The sequence below is a fragment of the Alicyclobacillus tolerans genome, from assembly GCF_900142255.1.
GTDB lineage: Bacteria > Bacillota > Bacilli > Alicyclobacillales > Alicyclobacillaceae > Alicyclobacillus_I > Alicyclobacillus_I tolerans.
In genome coordinates this window covers 64,617-80,796 of sequence record NZ_FRAF01000010.1, presented here as the reverse complement: position 1 = coordinate 80,796, position 16,180 = coordinate 64,617, and the positions used below count along the sequence as shown (strand labels likewise).

17 protein-coding genes are annotated in these 16,180 nt (G+C 42.8%); 4 read left to right on the top strand and 13 right to left on the bottom strand.

What is annotated here, in order from left to right; genetic code table 11:
* Window positions 1-16: 16 nt before the first annotated feature.
* The 6 genes from BUA75_RS07185 to BUA75_RS07160 all read right to left on the bottom strand — a co-directional run bounded on the left by BUA75_RS07185 (window position 17) and on the right by BUA75_RS07160 (window position 7,243).
* Window positions 17-1,294 carry an MFS transporter gene (locus tag BUA75_RS07185; RefSeq protein ID WP_072873921.1) on the bottom strand — a complete coding sequence of 426 codons (1,278 nt, stop codon included), beginning with the start codon at window positions 1,292-1,294 and terminating at the stop codon, window positions 17-19.
* 35 nt (window positions 1,295-1,329) lie between these two features.
* Complete coding sequence (locus BUA75_RS07180; protein ID WP_072873920.1) at window positions 1,330-1,794, bottom strand: Crp/Fnr family transcriptional regulator; 465 nt, start codon at window positions 1,792-1,794, stop codon at window positions 1,330-1,332.
* Between the two features lie 126 nt (window positions 1,795-1,920).
* Window positions 1,921-3,936, bottom strand: a complete 2,016-nt coding sequence (locus BUA75_RS07175; protein WP_072873919.1) for a hypothetical protein — start codon at window positions 3,934-3,936, stop codon at window positions 1,921-1,923.
* Window positions 3,937-4,029: 93 nt separating this feature from the next.
* Window positions 4,030-5,442: an FAD-binding oxidoreductase gene (locus tag BUA75_RS07170; RefSeq protein WP_083574160.1), complete on the bottom strand. Its 1,413-nt coding sequence runs from the start codon at window positions 5,440-5,442 to the stop codon at window positions 4,030-4,032.
* A gap of 112 nt (window positions 5,443-5,554) precedes the next feature.
* The gene (locus BUA75_RS07165; protein ID WP_072873918.1) at window positions 5,555-5,929 is read right to left on the bottom strand and encodes an ArsR/SmtB family transcription factor; all 375 of its coding nucleotides are present in this window, start codon (window positions 5,927-5,929) and stop codon (window positions 5,555-5,557) included.
* A gap of 33 nt (window positions 5,930-5,962) precedes the next feature.
* The gene (locus BUA75_RS07160) at window positions 5,963-7,243 is read right to left on the bottom strand and encodes an MFS transporter (RefSeq protein WP_072873917.1); all 1,281 of its coding nucleotides are present in this window, start codon (window positions 7,241-7,243) and stop codon (window positions 5,963-5,965) included.
* Window positions 7,244-7,643: 400 nt separating this feature from the next.
* Here BUA75_RS07160 and BUA75_RS07155 point away from each other — a divergent pair, with 400 nt between their 5' ends.
* The 3 genes from BUA75_RS07155 (at window position 7,644) to BUA75_RS16085 (ending at window position 8,550) form a co-directional block, all read left to right on the top strand.
* A complete protein-coding gene (locus tag BUA75_RS07155; protein ID WP_083574171.1) occupies window positions 7,644-7,910 on the top strand; it encodes an AbrB/MazE/SpoVT family DNA-binding domain-containing protein in 267 nt (88 codons plus the stop codon).
* Entirely contained in the window at window positions 7,907-8,296 is a 390-nt protein-coding gene (locus tag BUA75_RS07150) for a type II toxin-antitoxin system death-on-curing family toxin (RefSeq protein ID WP_072873916.1), read from the top strand. The genes BUA75_RS07155 and BUA75_RS07150 overlap by 4 nt, the downstream gene beginning before the upstream one ends.
* Before the next feature lie 101 nt (window positions 8,297-8,397).
* Window positions 8,398-8,550, top strand: a complete 153-nt coding sequence (locus BUA75_RS16085; RefSeq protein WP_207549724.1) for a hypothetical protein — start codon at window positions 8,398-8,400, stop codon at window positions 8,548-8,550.
* Between the two features lie 91 nt (window positions 8,551-8,641).
* On the opposite strand, the gene kynU is transcribed toward BUA75_RS16085, so the two are convergent.
* The 4 genes from kynU to BUA75_RS07125 form a co-directional block, all read right to left on the bottom strand.
* Window positions 8,642-9,940, bottom strand: a complete 1,299-nt coding sequence (gene kynU, locus BUA75_RS07140) for a kynureninase (RefSeq protein WP_072873914.1) — start codon at window positions 9,938-9,940, stop codon at window positions 8,642-8,644.
* Between the two features lie 60 nt (window positions 9,941-10,000).
* Window positions 10,001-11,809, bottom strand: coding sequence for a M3 family metallopeptidase (locus BUA75_RS07135; protein ID WP_072873913.1), 1,809 nt, complete (start codon window positions 11,807-11,809; stop codon window positions 10,001-10,003).
* 107 nt (window positions 11,810-11,916) lie between these two features.
* Window positions 11,917-12,885, bottom strand: coding sequence for a tRNA glutamyl-Q(34) synthetase GluQRS (gene gluQRS, locus BUA75_RS07130; RefSeq protein WP_341350428.1), 969 nt, complete (start codon window positions 12,883-12,885; stop codon window positions 11,917-11,919).
* A gap of 14 nt (window positions 12,886-12,899) precedes the next feature.
* Window positions 12,900-13,430: a DedA family protein gene (locus BUA75_RS07125; protein WP_083574159.1), complete on the bottom strand. Its 531-nt coding sequence runs from the start codon at window positions 13,428-13,430 to the stop codon at window positions 12,900-12,902.
* 184 nt (window positions 13,431-13,614) lie between these two features.
* Here BUA75_RS07125 and BUA75_RS07120 point away from each other — a divergent pair, with 184 nt between their 5' ends.
* Window positions 13,615-14,253 (top strand): phosphatase PAP2 family protein, encoded by a 639-nt coding sequence (locus BUA75_RS07120; protein WP_072873912.1) that lies wholly within the window; start codon window positions 13,615-13,617, stop codon window positions 14,251-14,253.
* Window positions 14,254-14,314: 61 nt separating this feature from the next.
* Here BUA75_RS07120 and BUA75_RS07115 read toward each other — a convergent pair whose 3' ends face one another.
* The 3 genes from BUA75_RS07115 to BUA75_RS07105 are packed head-to-tail and all read right to left on the bottom strand — an operon-like array spanning window position 14,315 to window position 16,130.
* The gene (locus BUA75_RS07115; RefSeq protein ID WP_072873911.1) at window positions 14,315-15,190 is read right to left on the bottom strand and encodes a hypothetical protein; all 876 of its coding nucleotides are present in this window, start codon (window positions 15,188-15,190) and stop codon (window positions 14,315-14,317) included.
* On the bottom strand, window positions 15,187-15,594 hold the full coding sequence (locus BUA75_RS07110) for a hypothetical protein (RefSeq protein ID WP_072873910.1): 408 nt from the start codon (window positions 15,592-15,594) through the stop codon (window positions 15,187-15,189). Before BUA75_RS07110 ends, BUA75_RS07115 begins: the two co-directional genes overlap by 4 nt.
* Window positions 15,594-16,130 (bottom strand): RNA polymerase sigma factor, encoded by a 537-nt coding sequence (locus tag BUA75_RS07105; protein ID WP_072873909.1) that lies wholly within the window; start codon window positions 16,128-16,130, stop codon window positions 15,594-15,596. Before BUA75_RS07105 ends, BUA75_RS07110 begins: the two co-directional genes overlap by 1 nt.
* Between the last annotated feature and the right edge of the window lie 50 nt (window positions 16,131-16,180).

The following is a 16,180-nucleotide window of genomic DNA, read 5'->3' as shown; positions in this document are numbered from 1 at the left end:
AATAATCCACTATCAATTATACGTTTGAATGACCCTCCACCTCTAACGACACACTTTGCGACACCACAATAGCTCGCCGAGCATTGATAAAACAGATCACGGAAAGTACAGCCAATGCTAACGCTCCTGTGTATAGCCAACCTGAACTCATCTGAGCAATCAACGATGGACCAATTGCATATCCCGCAAACATTCCCAAGAACAGAGAAGTATTTAAAGCAGCAAAAGATGTAGCCGGTTGTTCTTTATCCACTGCGTCAACCATGACCTCATTGATTTTGGGCATCGCTGTAACCTCACCAAGTCCGTAGAAACAAATGCCTATATACCAACCAATGACTGATCCGGAAAATCCGGCGACCACCAGTCCAATACCTAGAACAAGAATACCTGTGGATAAGACTCCTAAAACACTCTTTTTCTTTGTGATACGAGCAAGAATAGGCGTGAGAAAAAGTGCTATGGCTGCAACTTCTGTATTAATAAATCCATAAAATTTAGATCCTTCTGTAAATTTCTCCGACATATAAAGCGGTACGGTGGACGTCAGCTGTGCTTCTAGCATGATGTAGAAAAAAAGGGCAAAAAAAGTCCACCGCAGTCTACGATTGGCCTGCAACATGCTCATGGATTGAAGAAAAGAAGGTGGTCTGACGTTTTTTGTAGCAGAAGCCTCACTTCCGCTTGGTTTTTGTGTTTTTAAGGGAGAATCCAGTAAGAGTAAGACACAGAGCGACATGACGACCATCAAAATAGATGACACCACAAACACGTTGGCTTTCGCGCCTGCTCCAAGCAGTAAAGCAGCAACAGGCGGGCCAACGATGATGGATAAATTATTTAGCCAGTATAGATAAGTCTGCGCTGTACCCGCCTGTTCCTCGGCGACACGCCCTTTCAAGAGTGCTTGCGCGCCACTGCGAGTAGTAGCCATACACAGTCCCAGTACAGCTGAAAGTATAAAAAGTTCAAAAAATGAACGAAAGAAGGCGAAACCTGCCATACAAAATCCGGAAAGCAAAAGCGCAGAAGCATATGCCTTGCGAATACCTATGAAATCCGAAACATAGCCTCCAACAACTCCAAACAAAGCACCGCATAGCGGCATGATGGCAATCAGGACACCAGCTTCCAAAGAAGAAAAATGCAGAGCCTGATGATAGTAAAGAATGAAAAACGGCTGTGCCATGTAAGTGGATAGTGATGTCACAAAAGCAGCCGTCAGTATGAGCAATACGGAAGGCTTTAAAACACTAGGGGTTTTTCGGATTACGTGACCTTCTAATTGGGCCATTTGATTTTATCTCCTATCCTTATTTCAGAATTTTTCTACACTATGAATTGATTCATACGACGCAAACGCTCTGAAAGCACGCAACCGATATCAAACAAAATCCCCAAAGCGAGATGTGGATTTGAATCACTTAAACGTTCAAATGCCGACCAAGGAAGCATACGCATTTCTCCATTGGTAACAGCTCGCACAGTTGCCGATCTCGGTTTTCCATCGAGAAAAGATTGTTCACCAAAAATGCACCCAGCAGCTAATCTGCTTAAACGTCTATCTTCGCCTTCTGTTGAGAAGAGCACAACTTCCAGTTCACCTGTCAATACAATGTACAAAGCGCGATCAATTTCTCCCTGTTGCAATACCAAATCACCTTGTTTGAATTGCACTATCTCTGTCTGAGCAAGTAAAGCAGACCAGTCTTCAGCGCTACGATTGCGCATAAAACGTACAACATCTTCTTCACCGAAGTTTTCTTCATTGTCAAAAGCAGATAAATTTAACATCATCTTCACCTCCTGTTTCTCTCTATCGATTACAGACTACTTCTGATATCGAATGTACCTGAATTAACTGTTTCATACATTCCAACATTGTCTCAAACAAACACAATTATCTCCCTCCGACAAATTTTAAGAACGAAGCGCGAGCGTAAAATGATGATGAGCTTGTGCCAGTACTCTATAGTACGTCGTGCGGCTCATAGCCAAGCGGTGAGCAATCGCAATCACCGTACCTGGCCGATCCATATAAGTGATGCGCAAAAGTCGTTGCTGCTCACGAGTGAGCGGAGGTGGAATTTGGTCGGCAACAAGAATACCAACCAATTTATCCCGCAGTTCACTAACAGTGAGATTCATCTTTCTTTCGCGAACAAACGTATCTAAATATTCCAAATGATGAAGATGCTGTAAAATTTCCCGCACATCATCCTCACTCAAAATAAGCTCATGCTCATGGGCTGTGCGCAATTCCACCCCATTCTCAGATGGATAATGAACAGATAAAGCATGAGCTTGTTGAAGTTCGTCTTTTTTCAGTTGCAAAGTATAAAGTGGTATACCCGAATTTTTTTGAACGCCAGAAACGGATACGTTTTTCAACCATGGATGAAAACGAAGATACGTAGGTATAGAAGCTTGCCCCAAGAAAATTAACGGTTGTACATGGGAACTTTGACTAGCAAGCTGGTAACAGAGAAATCTTGTTCGCCACTCATCCAACGTACTATCCAGAACGTCAGGAGAATGCACCATCAGTAAGACCAAAGGGGCTGCATCAAGTGCCATGCCTAGCTCTTTTTCCAAATGGGAAAGTTTAGCCATCTGCGCTCTGACTCGTTTCGGAAGATGTTCATAATGAGACACAACCATTTGCATAGCTGCAATTTGTCCTTCTCTATCTTCCAGAACACGGATACCTTGAGTATTTTGCTCGGCCATTTGTTCAAACCAATCGACCATCTCTTCCTGTCCGCCTGATGCATCCAGAGAATGTGGTATTTTTTCTAACCAGTCCATTAACTGCTGCCTTTTCTCTTTACCTGATGGAACAATAATTTGATAGAAATCATCTTGATAAAATAAAGAGTTGGTCTGGGGAAAAAGCAATTGTTGATGAGTTTGAGCCTCACTGAGCAATAAACACAATTGAGAGAACCAGTATCTTTTTCGTTCTGACGTTGATTCCTGTTCGATTCTCTCCAAGAACAGTAAAACTGCTTTTTGACTCCATTCTTGTGCCCGTCGCGGCATTCTATGATGAAAATCCAATCTTAATAGATAAGCTACTACTGGATGAATAACGAGATCACCCAATTGATACTGAATATAGGAAAGGTTGGAGACACGACGGTAGGTCAACCAACTGACTTCTTTCCTAAGAAAGTCACACATATCTTCTTGGTTCCCTTCCAGCAAAAACGCGAGAGAACACAAAACATCCATTGTATCCGTATCGTCAATGGAATCTGTCAATATTGCGAAAAGATTAGGAAATCCTTCATTAGTAAATCTATGTGTTGGATTCGCATCCTGATAAACAAAATCTGTCAGAATCATGGGATGACCTGCACTTAGCCCAATCATCTGATGAATAACCAGCGAATCTAAATGAGGTGAAAAAGAACGTAAAAATTGTGTAGCCTCTTGACGAGTAAAAGGTTCCAGATACATGTCATGCCATGCAGTCAACAACCAAGTATGACAATATTGATGGATGGAACTTCTGGATCGTTTGATTAAAACAAGGAGAAGATTGTGTTTTGGCATACAGCGAATCCATTGATTCAATATATAATTTTCCGTTTCAGATTGGGTATCCAAATGATCTACAAAGAGGATGAAAGGTTCTTGTAAACTATTGGAATGGACATCTGCTGGAGAATCCATAGATTGGGATACAATTCTGGACTTAGATATCTCTTGAAGACAATGCATGACACGTTCGCTGTCTAACAAAGCACAATCTATCCACTCAGTTTGTGCAGCATTTTCACTTGATACTTCTTCAAAATAACGCATCAAAAATGTTTTCCCTACTCCTGGTATTCCGGATACAAATAGGACTGTCGTCCGTCGATTCTGACTAGAAAGCCAATGCAAAAACCATTCTTTCTCTACTTCTCGTCCTATCAACTTTTCACCCATTGACCTTTACCCCCGCACACATCCATAGCCTGCCAACCATATTGTAAGACAGACTAGGGATAAGAAACTAGTTTGCAAGACACAGTTATCCGCTTAATCTGGCAAAATATTAGGATTGAAACAAAAGATATTTTCTGGGTCATATTGACGTTTTACAGCAGAAAGTCTCTCGTAGTTATGGCCATAAGACGCTCGCACAACTTTTTGAGGATCATGTTCAAGACCTGCCATATTGAGATAGGTTGCTAAAGACGGTTGCTGACAAGATAATTTTTGATGAAATTCGTCCACCCATCCTTTTCCCTCTTCCATTGTGCTTATGCCTGGCACAGCAAGCGATTCCATTATGACAAGCGCTTCGGCATCACGTTGGCCAAAGGCAGTTTCATGGGCTGGGATTTCTGCCATACGTCCTCCCAGAATCCATACCATACCCATGGATGTTGGTCCTGCTTTATTGAGTGCGTTTGTGATGGTTGAAATGGAGATATCGTCTATTGATCTCAAATAAATAGATTTACCATACGCAGGAATTCCTACAGGAATGCGTTCATCCAATTGGGTGTGAAGATGTGTGTAATTAATCGGCCCACACAAATCGAGCAGTGGTTCTGCAATTGAACGCAGCGGAGCAATTTCACGTGCAGCATATTCCATGTCCTCACTTGCATGCATTCCACTTAAACTGACGATTTTCTTTCCTATCAAAAAATCTGGGACGTGGGGAAGTGGAGGAATAGTGTGAATAGCAATATTAAAACTGACATCATGATGGCCCTCTCGCAAATAATTGCGACAGACTTGTAATATTTTTGTTAAATCCACTATGGAATACATCAGATGAATACCGTAAACCATAGGTCCTATTGGACGTGCTTGAAATGTAAACGAAGTCGCTATACCAAAGTTTCCACCACCCCCACGAATGGCAAAAAACAAATCCGAGTTTTCAACTTCATTGACACGAATCAGATGACCATCCGCTAACACTATCTCCGCTTCTAAAAGATGATCACAGGTTAAACCATACTTACGCCGCAGATAACCCATACCACCGCCAAGTGTCAAACCTGCAATGCCAACTTTCGAAACATCGCCAGTTGGAACAGCAAGACCGTATTTCTGTGTTTCCCGAATCACGTCGCCAGCCTGCGCGCCACTCTGAACCTTAACGGTCTGACTTGCTAAGTCTACTTTTACTTCACGCATTGCTGACGTATCAATCAACACACCACCTTCACAAGTGCCATAACCCGCAATATGGTGGGTTCCCCCACGCACAGCCACAGCAAGTTTTTGAGAACGTGCAAAACGCACCGTTGTCATAACATCTTTTTCATTTTGACAATTCACAATAACCGCAGGCCGTTTATCAAATAATCCGTTCCATACTTTACGACGTTCATTGTACTGAACATGTTCTGGAAACAGCACTTCCCCTGAAATCATACTTTCTAACTTATCTTGACTCATCTCTTCTACAGTGATGAAGTTCTTGCCTAACATTGACACACACCTCTCCAATGAATCTCACTTGTTGAGAACATCGTATATCGTGCCAATGTTTCAAAAATCCCGACGTATGTTTCTATCGTACCAATTCATCAACAACTAGCGTTCAAAAGTTGGCCTTTTCATCCTCTTTGTCCAAGTCTTTTGGAATCATAGACTGAATCCAGCGTTCTAATTTTTTTAATGTTTCCACTCGACAATAATAGTAGTGCCACGTTCCTTTTTGTTCATGGCCAACCAAACCGGCCTGCCTTAAAATAGACAAATGCCGCGATACCGTTGATTGGGGTAACTTCAACAACTTACTCAAATCTTGTACACAAACACCATTGACCGTTTCACCATCCAGGTGACAAAAATATTGTTTTTCGCCTAGTATTTTCAAAAGAGATCGACGAATTGGATCTGCCAATGCTTTACAAACCACGTCAATCTTCCCTTGACTGTCCAACCATTCATAGGTCTCGTTAACATGGAACATCTATAAAATCACTTCCCTCAATGAAATACACATTTATTCAAAACCGTTCTTTTTCATAAAACGATGGGGATGCGTCTCCTTCATTCGCAATAGGACAATCATCATGGAGGCCAAGACTATCAACCCAATCACAAACAAGCTAGACTGCATACCCATGGAATGAATGGTCATACTGAGCAGAAGTCCACCAATCGCATATCCGCCATCACGCCACAAGCGATAGACACCAAGTACACCACCACGAATTGCAGGTGGAGCAACGTCTGCTACTGCTGAATTTAAATTGGGATAAAGTAGCGCCATACCAAGCCCCATGCTAGCCGCTGTTATAAGCCACTCTATCAGACCATCCACCCATCCAAAAATCAAAATACCAAGTCCCAAGAACGCCATACCTATCACAATGGGCGGTTTTCTTCCTATATAATCAGATAAAATTCCTGTCCCAAACTGAGCAAATCCCCACACAACCGTGTAAGTTCCTCCAATCAGTCCGATATCCACAATGGATACATGTAATTGTGCTAAATATAGCGGTAACATGGCCCAAACCAGTGTATCTACTAGCTTGTTCACCATTCCAGCTTGACTACATGCAGATAATGTTGGATTGGCGATAGTGGTTGTCCAGAGAATATGCCAAACGCCAGATTTTTCAACACTTTTCTGTTGTTGTTGCAAATTCAGAGATGATGAAATACTCGCTTCTTGAATGACGTGACCACGATTTTCTCGGATAATCCCTATACTGATACCAAGACCCGCCAGCAAAACTATTGCACCATATACAAAAGGTGCTTGTACAAGTCCATCATGCGCTGCAATCATTCCGGTTAAAGTTGTCGAAATCGCTACACCAATATATCCTGTCGCTTCATTAATACCCATGGCCAGTCCCCGCTGCTTAGGTCCAGCGAGATCGAGCTGCTGCGTCACTGTCATGGTCCACGCAAAAGCCTGATTGGCTCCGAGAAAAATATTTGCAATAATGACAGACGTCCAAGTGTGAACAAATAAAAGAAGCAAAATCATTGGAATCGCAAGTACCCATCCACTTATCAGAACAGGTCTCCGACCGAATCTGTCAGAAAGTTGACCTGCTACCAGATTGAGTGCTGCTTTGGTTACGCCAAAAGCAATGATAAATGCAAAAATAACGGTGATTGAAGTAATGTGATAAACATTTTTACCTAAGAGGGGAATGATGGTCCGCTCTAACCCTACTGTCATACCAACCAAAATCGTCATCATAACCAACCAGAGAAATTGACGCAAATTCGGCATAAGACCGAGCGAATTATACTGTGCGTCCATAGATTTCACTCCAATACGCTAAAGAATCACTCCCAAACATTATATCTGTATTTCCGGATTTATAAATATATCATCACCGTATCAATTGTTAAGATGAGGCCGGCATGTATGAACGCATTCATAAGGATGACGAAACCCATGCTTCGGTTCCAGCCATTCGTGACTGCCGAAAAGACACTTACTGGGATAGGTGTTTGAAGAAGCACATAGATACATAAACGAGGAAGAAAGTGCGAATGACAAGCTTGGAATGGGCTAGCTTTTTTCAACCTCAAAATCACACATCATGATCCCGATGTTTAAGTGGTTCTGTGTACTTTTTTTGTTTGAGCGTTATAATCGTTATAACATGTATAACGTTTCCTGAGTAACGTAAAGATAGGAGGAGAAACCTTTGCCAATGGGGGCAGTACCGATGGAACCTGTACACCGGAAAGTCACGAAAATCGGGAACAGTTTAGGTGTGACCTTTAATAAAGAACTGTTGAAGAGAATTAATGTAGACCTTGGTGATGATCTTGAAATCATCGTAAACGAGAATGAAGGTGAAATCGTGCTTCGGAAATCTCCCAAAGTTCCACAAGGACTTGATCCGAGATTTTTTGAGGTCTTGCAAGCTAATGTGGATCAATATCGTAAGACCATCGAAGGTTTGAAAGACAGATGACCCAATTTCTGACCGAAGAAGAAGTGATTGCGATAAATCTTTGGGTAATACAGGAGTTTTCGTCAGGTGAACAGACCGGAGTGAAGTCTCCAGATTTACTCAATTCGGCGGTAAATCGGCCTAAACAATCGGTGTTCGGTGAGGATGCTTACCCAACGATTTTTGCAAAGGGAGCTGCACTTTTTGAATCGCTAGCGCAAAATCACGCGTTCCATAGTGCCAATAAACGCACGGCTTTTCTATCTCTGCTTCAGTTTCTAGGGTACAACGGGTACACCTTCGTAATGGACCAAAACGTAGCTGAGGACTTCGTGGTCGATGTGGTGAACCATCACTACACGTTTGAGCAGATTGTTGAAATCATTGAATTGCATAGCCACAAATAAGCTGGTTCTGGTGCAAAAACCACTTGAGTGCTACGATCGCCGTATCAATCGTTAAGATGAGGCCGACATGTATGAACGCATTCATAAGGATGACGAAACCCATGCTTCGGTTTCAGTCATTCGTGACTGCCGAAAAGACACTTACTGGGATAGAGGCTATGCATATGCTACAAAAGAAGCAGGTTGATATGCAGCGCACGCCTGCTTGTTCCATTGTCCCGCTCATCGATTACCTGTTTGAAACATCCGCCTAATCAATGGATCGCAAACGGGCCAATCTACGCTGCTCGCAATCTTTGCACCAGAACCAAATATTTCAAATCAAACAATGCAATCCATTCACACTTAGGCAATCACCTCACGTTGTTTTTCAAACGCTTCATAACTTTTGTTTTCCATAACTTGTATGATTCGTTCGACCGCTTCTAGAACATCAGTAAATGAGGTATAGAGTGGGACAGGTGCTAACCGAACAACGTCTGGTGCGCGATAATCAGGAATGACTCCCACTTGCTTCATTGCTTTACATATTCGAATGGCCTCAGGATGAATCAAACACACATGTCCGCCTCGGCGTTCCGGTTCGCGAGGATTGCCAATTTGAAACCCATAAGGTGAAAGATAGGTTTCTGCCAAATCGATGAGAAATTGCGTGAGTTGAAGTGACTTAGATCGAATGGCTTGGATTCCAGCTTGCTGAAAGATTTCCAACGAACCCAAAAGTGGGGCCAAGCTAAGCACATGCGGCGTTCCAATCTGAAATCTTCCTGCTCCTTGAGCTGGCGTGAAATCATGTAACATATCAAACTGTACTTCTTTGTCCGATCCAAACCATCCAGCCAATCCCGGCAACCTATGATGATGTCGAGGATGAACATATAGACCTGCCACACTACCTGGACCAGCATTGAGATATTTATAGTGGCACCAGAACGCAAAATCAACGTCCCATGACTGTAATTCGTGCGGCATAATGCCAATCGAATGACATAAATCAAAGCCAATCAGAATACCACGTTGTCGTGCTGCTTGCGCTAATTGTGGCATAGAAAGGTATTGACCGCTCCGATAGAATACCGAAGGGAGGAGCACCAGCGAAACATCATCTGTCATGGCTAGCGTAATATCTTCTTCCCGTACGGTCAGACCATCGTGACTCTGAACAAGGACAAGAGCATCTTTAGCCTCTAGCCCATGAAGCCGCAAATGACTCTGAATGGCGTAGATATCGGAAGGAAAATCTAGTGAAGTCGCTACAATTTTATACCGTTGGCTGGTGGGTTGATAAAAAGTGGCGAGCAACTGATGTAAATTGACCGTGGTCGATCCGGTTGCAATAACATTCTCCTTGTCTGCACCTACCCAATTTGCCAATTCTCTGCTCAATTCCTCAGACAATTGAAACCAAGGGTGCCTCCCCTGGCTCCAACCGTTAATAGCATATTGTCTCCAACTATCCAGCATCGAAAGTACCGCCCGTTCTGCTGGTTTAGATAACAATCCAAGAGAATTGCCATCTAAATAAATGCTTTCTTCGGGAAGATAAAACTGTTGACGAAACTCCGACAACAAATCCGCCTGATCAAGTTTAAAAGCAGTTTGTTGAAGTGTTTTTGGTAAATAACACCCGTCTTGCTTCTCCATCGCTAACCATCCTTTTCTTGAAAAACCATCTATTGACCTTGGCAAACGAATATAAGTAACTTATGGATATAGGTTTTCTAAATCGTCAATTCGTTTTCCCACATAAGAGATAGCCTCTTGAAACGGCTGTTCAGTATTCATATCGATATCCATTCTTTGAAACGCGTCTAAGGCGTGCACGCTTCCACCTAATTTTAAGATTTCCAACCAATTCGTCATCACATTCTCACCGCGTTCCAACCGAGCAGCCAGTACCGTAGATGCTGTCAAGCCAACCGCATACGTATAGGGGTAGAGACCACTGTAGTAATGAGCCTGTCTCATCCATGTCATCTCCGCGCCCTCATCCAAATGAACACTGTCACCCCAAAAATCTTTTAGAATGTCCAGTTGAACAGTATCCAGTACTCCCGCAGTTAACGGTTGCCCCTCATCAGCTAAACGATATAACCTGCGCAATAACTCAGCTTCAATCAAATGAGTAACAAAATTGTGGTGAAAAGTAAGTAGTTGCATACTGTGAATTTCAGCTACTGCTTGTTCGCCATGAGAACTTCGTAAATAATGCGCCAAAAGATGCTCATGAAAAGTGGAAGGAGCTTCAACAAACAGACGGCTTGAGGAACGATTTTGTTGAACCTGATGTTCAGCAGCCAAGACAGCGTGTCCAGCATGTCCCAGTTCATGCGCTACGATAAACATGTCATACAAGGTATGGTGATATGGAGCAAAAACATACGGATGCACACCGGCAATGGGATAACAATATGCGCCTTGTAATGCGCCTATATTATCGCCGCGATAAATCCAGCGTTCATAAAAAGCTCTCTCTATCAACTTCTGATAATCTTTACCGAGTGGAGAAACCGCTTCTGGTATACTCTTCGTCACTGTTGAAAACGGAACATGTTCAGAATGCGCAACCAAAGGAGCCTTAACATCCCAAAAATGCAATCGCTCCATTCCCCAAACACGACTGCGCAGACGCGCATATCTGCGCATTTGTGGAGCCAGCTCCTTCATAAACACGTTTAAAACTCGTTCAAAAAAAGAAACGGGTACTTGATCAGCCCAATCGCCAAAAGCTGTAGATTGATGTAATAGCATATCAGCCGTTGACGAATAGCCTCTCAATTTTGCTAGAGTCACATTTTTTTGAATTTCCGTTACCAATGACATAGCCAATGTATGGTGATAAGGTTTTAGACCCGCTACCAAAGATTCGTAAGCGCGCTGCCGAAACTCCTTGTCTGTAGATGATTCGGCACGGATTAATACACTAAAGGGTGTCACAGCAAATTCCTGTCCTTGTTCATCTGCTACAAGAGCAAATCTCATGTCAGCACCAGTCGTCGTTCTGTATAAGGTAGAAGGTGAAGACAGTACATCCCCCAGCGCCGCCAATGTATGTTCAACTTCCGGATGCAAAACGTGCGCCTTGCTTTCTGCCAATTCTCTTAAAAATAATTGATACGATTTACACTCTTCTGATTCCGCAAATCGATGCAATGTTTCTTGAGAAAGCTTTAATAATCCATCCCGTTCACGCGTCAATTGTTCTTCTACCTTCATTCGAACATTTCGAGCTCGGGCAAATAAAGCTTGATGAATAGGATCCGTTCCATCTTCACTAAATCGCAGCATCGCGTAACCCATTACTCTGTTACACTGCTCTAGCAAAGCATCGCGAGCATGCAAATACTGCATCAACCGGGACTCATTCCACTCCATTTTTTCTGTATTTTCTCTCATTTGCTCTATAGTGTGATCGATGAGTTCCACTGCTTGTTGAAACTCATCTTCATTTTTGAAAATATCTTGCAGATTCCAAACTTCTTCTTCACGTATATCTTGACGTCGAACGCTCATCAAAAGCCTCCTCAACAGAAAAAGAATTCATACTTCTATAAATGTATTCATTTTTCAAACTTTATCTCCTTTAGATTTTTTTCGATTCATAGATAAAAGAAAGAAACCTAATAGGTCACATTGATACGCAGCCGTTTCTGACACTCCACAGACAATCGAAGTGGAGACTGCGGTATACGGGATATAGAAAAACAAGATAACAGTTCAGTTAATGAAAGCGGATCGGCCATATCCGTTAGCCCTAATAGCCAACCTATCACCCCTATAATCTCCTCAGGATGAACTCCTGCCAGTCGCATGCCCAACAATGTGGCTGTTGAATTACGTTTGGCTATACGACGACCATATTCATCAAGCAAAAGTGGAGTATGTGCAAATGTGGGCGAGTCATATCCGAGTGCGCGGTATAACAACAGTTGGCGAGATGTCGAAGCCAGCAAATCAGACCCCCGCAACACATGGGTTATGCCCATAGCTGCATCATCCACTACGACTGCTAGTTGGTAAGCCATCAACCCATCTGAACGACGGACAATAAAATCGCCGCCTTCCGATGGACGAATGTTCACTTCTCCATACACTTCGTCCGCAAAACCAATGTTCTGCTCAGGCACGCGAAAACGATAAGCAGGTGCTTTATGGCAGGCTTTTTCCACTCGTTCATGAGGCTTTAAATGACGGCAAATTCCTGGATATCGCGGCTCATCAGCAAACCATCCATGGGGCGCAATAAGCACATCCGCCAGTTCAGAACGACTGCAATAACATGGATAGAGCAAAGCTTGTTCTAAAAGCTTAGTAAACGCTGCATCGTATATCGTTTGACGATCGCGTTGCCGATAAGGCATATAGGGACCTCCGATATCTGGACCCTCATCCCAATCAAGACCAAGCCATTGCAAATCTTCTACAAGTTGATCGACAAATATCGATTTACACCGTTGCTGGTCAATATCTTCAATTCGCAGCAAAAATTCCCCACCCCGTGACCTAACATGCATCCAAGCAAGTACCGCGGTCAAAGCATTGCCTATATGCAGTAACCCTGTTGGACTTGGTGCAAAGCGTCCGCGCAAGATAACCTCCTCCCTTATCCATTTTTCTGTCCATGACGCCGTTTTGCCGTTTGCCATCTCCACCATACAACGAGCATCATCACTATGCCTATGCCCAAAACAACATACCACTCTCTATGACGTTCATCAGTCCACAAACCCCCTAAAAAGCGGCCTTCCAAAAGAAAAACAGCAGCCCAGAGAAAAGCACTAATGGAATTTAAAAGGGAAAATCTTATCATAGGCATACGTTCAAGACCAGCAATGTAAGGCACCAATACACGAATCACACTCACAAACTTTCCCCACAGCAGAATACTGATTTGATACTGTGCAAACTTGTTTTCAGCCTTCTTTAGACGCGCTTCTGTAACACCCACCCAGCGTCCAAATCGCAAGATGACGGGACGACCCAAAAAATAACCTATCCCATAAGCGATGGTCGAACCAGCAATATTACCAAAGGCAGATACAAGCAATAGCGGAAGAAAAGAAAACATACCCTGCGACCATTCCACTCCAGCTAGAGTCAGCGTCGTTTCTGCAGGAAACGGAAAACCAATCATTTCCGCAAGTAAAATGATAAATAATCCCTCGTAACCGTACTGATGAAGAAGATGTTGGATGAAAAATACCCCCCTGTTTCTCAAACAAATAAATGCTGAGAAAAAAATTTATAGCCAAATGAACTTCTTGCAAGTCCTGACTGTCTGTAATACTGTGACTATTTATAGAAAGAGGAGTGAATTCATGTTTCACGCGGCTTTACTCAATCCATTTGATACTGTTCTCTATCATCTCATCAACGGTCTAGCTGGACATAGCTTTTTACTCGACCAAGTCATGATTTTTTTTGCCAAGGATGCTCCAGAGATTTATGCGTTGCTCTTTCTTATTGCTTGGTTTACTCTTCCCAAACCAGATATCCAACGTCGACACGCTCTGATTATGGCAGGATTGGCAGGCATATTGGCATTGATCATCAATCTGATAATTTCACACATCTGGTTTCGGCCACGACCTTTTACTGTCTTTCCAAAAGGTTCGTTTAACCAGCTTATTCCTCATAGCAATGACGCTTCTTTTCCGAGCGATCATGCATCTGGGAGTTTTGGTTTTGCAGCCGGCTCTTGGGGACATAATAGTCGATGGATTAGTCGAACCTTTACCGTTATTGCGATTATTGTTATGGTTGCCCGTGTCTTTGTTGGTGTACACTACCCAACAGATGTCATTGGCGGTATGATCATCGGTATTTTTTCGGGGAAAGTGATGTGGAAGTTTTCGCGATGGATTTTTCCGCTTTCATCTTTCATTGCCAAGATTTTTCGATTTGGTCCCAAAACTACTGCAGTAACAAAAGAAGAAAAGCATTCTTCTACTCTATAATTTAAAATGAGATAACCATTAAAAAATGCGTGAAAAAGCAATGGATTCCTAAATACTCCCTTTAGGATGCCATCGCTTTTCCGCGTTTTCCTCGCTTCCTCCAAACTTCTCCTAACCATAGCGCTATCGTCCCTATTCCAATCAGCCAAAAGATACAAAAGAAAAGCAGACCAATCCAAGGAAGATTGCAGAAAGCCAACATCAGACTAGAGCCCATCATTGCTCTTACCCATTCTGGACGTTTCTGATTGGATTCTCGCCAAAATAAATCTCCTATCCAAAGAGCAACAACAGATAACCCCAAAATCCCAGCAATTACGAACAACACAACAGCAACTGCAGCAAGAGGAATGGCTATTAGTGTTACGGCCAAAAGCCCACTGACAGCCAGACAGATTACGGTCATCAGCAAACCAGCAATTCCCGCCGTGCGAGCCGAAGATTTTAAAATATTAAACGGTACCACTGTGTATTCTTGAAATACCCATGCAACTATTGTCGTTATAAACAGCAAACCCATACTAAGCACAAGCATACCCATCCACAAAAGCAAAGCAAACATCCCGCCCAAAAGTACCCCGTTCCAAAACGGAGTGGACAGTGAAAGATGATATAACTGGTGAACATGCGCACCGTGATCGAGAAAAATTTGACCTCCTAAATCCACCAAGATATCTGCGCTTCCACTCGATGTCACGTGCACATTACCATTAATGACTGCCAAAATCTCATAGACATGGCCTGACAAATTGACGTTGTGTCCAAGAATAAGCGCATCATCTACAACTTGACCGCGCGCAATGCTTGTATTTTGTTGACGGAAGATGGTATATGCGCTGCGCACAGCGTAAACATTTCGCAAATGGAAAAAGGGTACCAGACAGACAAGGACTGCCACAGCGCCAATGGCCAACCCCATCCACCAACGTTTCTTCATAGTAGAACCTCGCTTTGTAGGCCTCGTAACAACTTTTTCAAACCATAAACTGACCCCAATAAACAGACGGCACACAAGAACGCAAACACACCCAGCCAACCATAACTCAATGGTATAGGCAAATGGCTTAACCCGTGAAAAATATCATATACAAGCGTTAACAAGACCCTACATATCAGTCCGAAAGGTGACAACAACAAGGCTAGACAACAAACTGATCCCACGGAAATGAACAGTATGTAGATTATAGCCAATCGTTGAATCTGCTTTTGACGTCGAATATCCCAAATTTTTTGCATCACTTGCTCATGCAGATGAACAGGAGCAACCAGGGAAAGGAGATACTCCTGAACATCCACATCCACATCGTCCGTAAGTTTTTCGTCTTCTGAGGAATATTTCATTACAAAGTTCCCCTCTCTTCTTTTAAGATTTCACGCAGACGTGAGCGTGCATAATGCACGCGCGAACGAACCGTTCCAATGGGTATATCCAGCAAAACAGAAATCTCATCATATTCAAGTTCATGTACAGCACGTAAAATAGTTACGATTCGATGCTCTTCCGATAATTCACGCAAAGCCCGTTCTATATCCATACGAGTATCTATTGCTGGATGGGGATCGTGTGGCGTGGAAATTTTCTCAGAATCCAATTCAACACTGGGCCATTTTTGTTTGGCCTTCAAACAGTCAATTGCTGTACGAATTGCAATACGAATTAACCAAGTAGAGAAGGCTCGTTCGTCTTGCAATTTCTTTAGAGATTGAAAAGCTTTGATAAACGTTTCCTGGGTTACATCCTCCGCATCTACCCGGTTTTGCAAAATCCCATAAATTGTACTATAAACGTAATTCTGATAATTTTTCACAATACAACTGAACGCTTCATAGTCTCCCCGACGTGCTTTGCGAATGAGGTGAATATCTTCAAAATCCAAATAGACACCACCTCCATTCGCAACACATCGACTATTTCTCCAGAGACCCT

What these genes read in the sequence shown, in the direction of transcription:
- BUA75_RS07185 (WP_072873921.1), bottom strand. Translation starts at nt 1,294, where the DNA reads ATGGCCCAATTAGAAGGTCACGTAATCCGAAAAACCCCTAGTGTTTTA.
- BUA75_RS07180 (WP_072873920.1), bottom strand. Translation starts at nt 1,794, where the DNA reads ATGTTAAATTTATCTGCTTTTGACAATGAAGAAAACTTCGGTGAAGAA.
- BUA75_RS07175 (WP_072873919.1), bottom strand. Translation starts at nt 3,936, where the DNA reads ATGGGTGAAAAGTTGATAGGACGAGAAGTAGAGAAAGAATGGTTTTTG.
- BUA75_RS07170 (WP_083574160.1), bottom strand. Translation starts at nt 5,442, where the DNA reads ATGTTAGGCAAGAACTTCATCACTGTAGAAGAGATGAGTCAAGATAAG.
- BUA75_RS07165 (WP_072873918.1), bottom strand. Translation starts at nt 5,929, where the DNA reads ATGTTCCATGTTAACGAGACCTATGAATGGTTGGACAGTCAAGGGAAG.
- BUA75_RS07160 (WP_072873917.1), bottom strand. Translation starts at nt 7,243, where the DNA reads ATGGACGCACAGTATAATTCGCTCGGTCTTATGCCGAATTTGCGTCAA.
- BUA75_RS07155 (WP_083574171.1), top strand. Translation starts at nt 7,644, where the DNA reads ATGGGGGCAGTACCGATGGAACCTGTACACCGGAAAGTCACGAAAATC.
- BUA75_RS07150 (WP_072873916.1), top strand. Translation starts at nt 7,907, where the DNA reads ATGACCCAATTTCTGACCGAAGAAGAAGTGATTGCGATAAATCTTTGG.
- BUA75_RS16085 (WP_207549724.1), top strand. Translation starts at nt 8,398, where the DNA reads ATGCTTCGGTTTCAGTCATTCGTGACTGCCGAAAAGACACTTACTGGG.
- kynU (WP_072873914.1), bottom strand. Translation starts at nt 9,940, where the DNA reads ATGGAGAAGCAAGACGGGTGTTATTTACCAAAAACACTTCAACAAACT.
- BUA75_RS07135 (WP_072873913.1), bottom strand. Translation starts at nt 11,809, where the DNA reads ATGAGCGTTCGACGTCAAGATATACGTGAAGAAGAAGTTTGGAATCTG.
- BUA75_RS07125 (WP_083574159.1), bottom strand. Translation starts at nt 13,430, where the DNA reads ATGATTGGTTTTCCGTTTCCTGCAGAAACGACGCTGACTCTAGCTGGA.
- BUA75_RS07120 (WP_072873912.1), top strand. Translation starts at nt 13,615, where the DNA reads ATGTTTCACGCGGCTTTACTCAATCCATTTGATACTGTTCTCTATCAT.
- BUA75_RS07115 (WP_072873911.1), bottom strand. Translation starts at nt 15,190, where the DNA reads ATGAAGAAACGTTGGTGGATGGGGTTGGCCATTGGCGCTGTGGCAGTC.
- BUA75_RS07110 (WP_072873910.1), bottom strand. Translation starts at nt 15,594, where the DNA reads ATGAAATATTCCTCAGAAGACGAAAAACTTACGGACGATGTGGATGTG.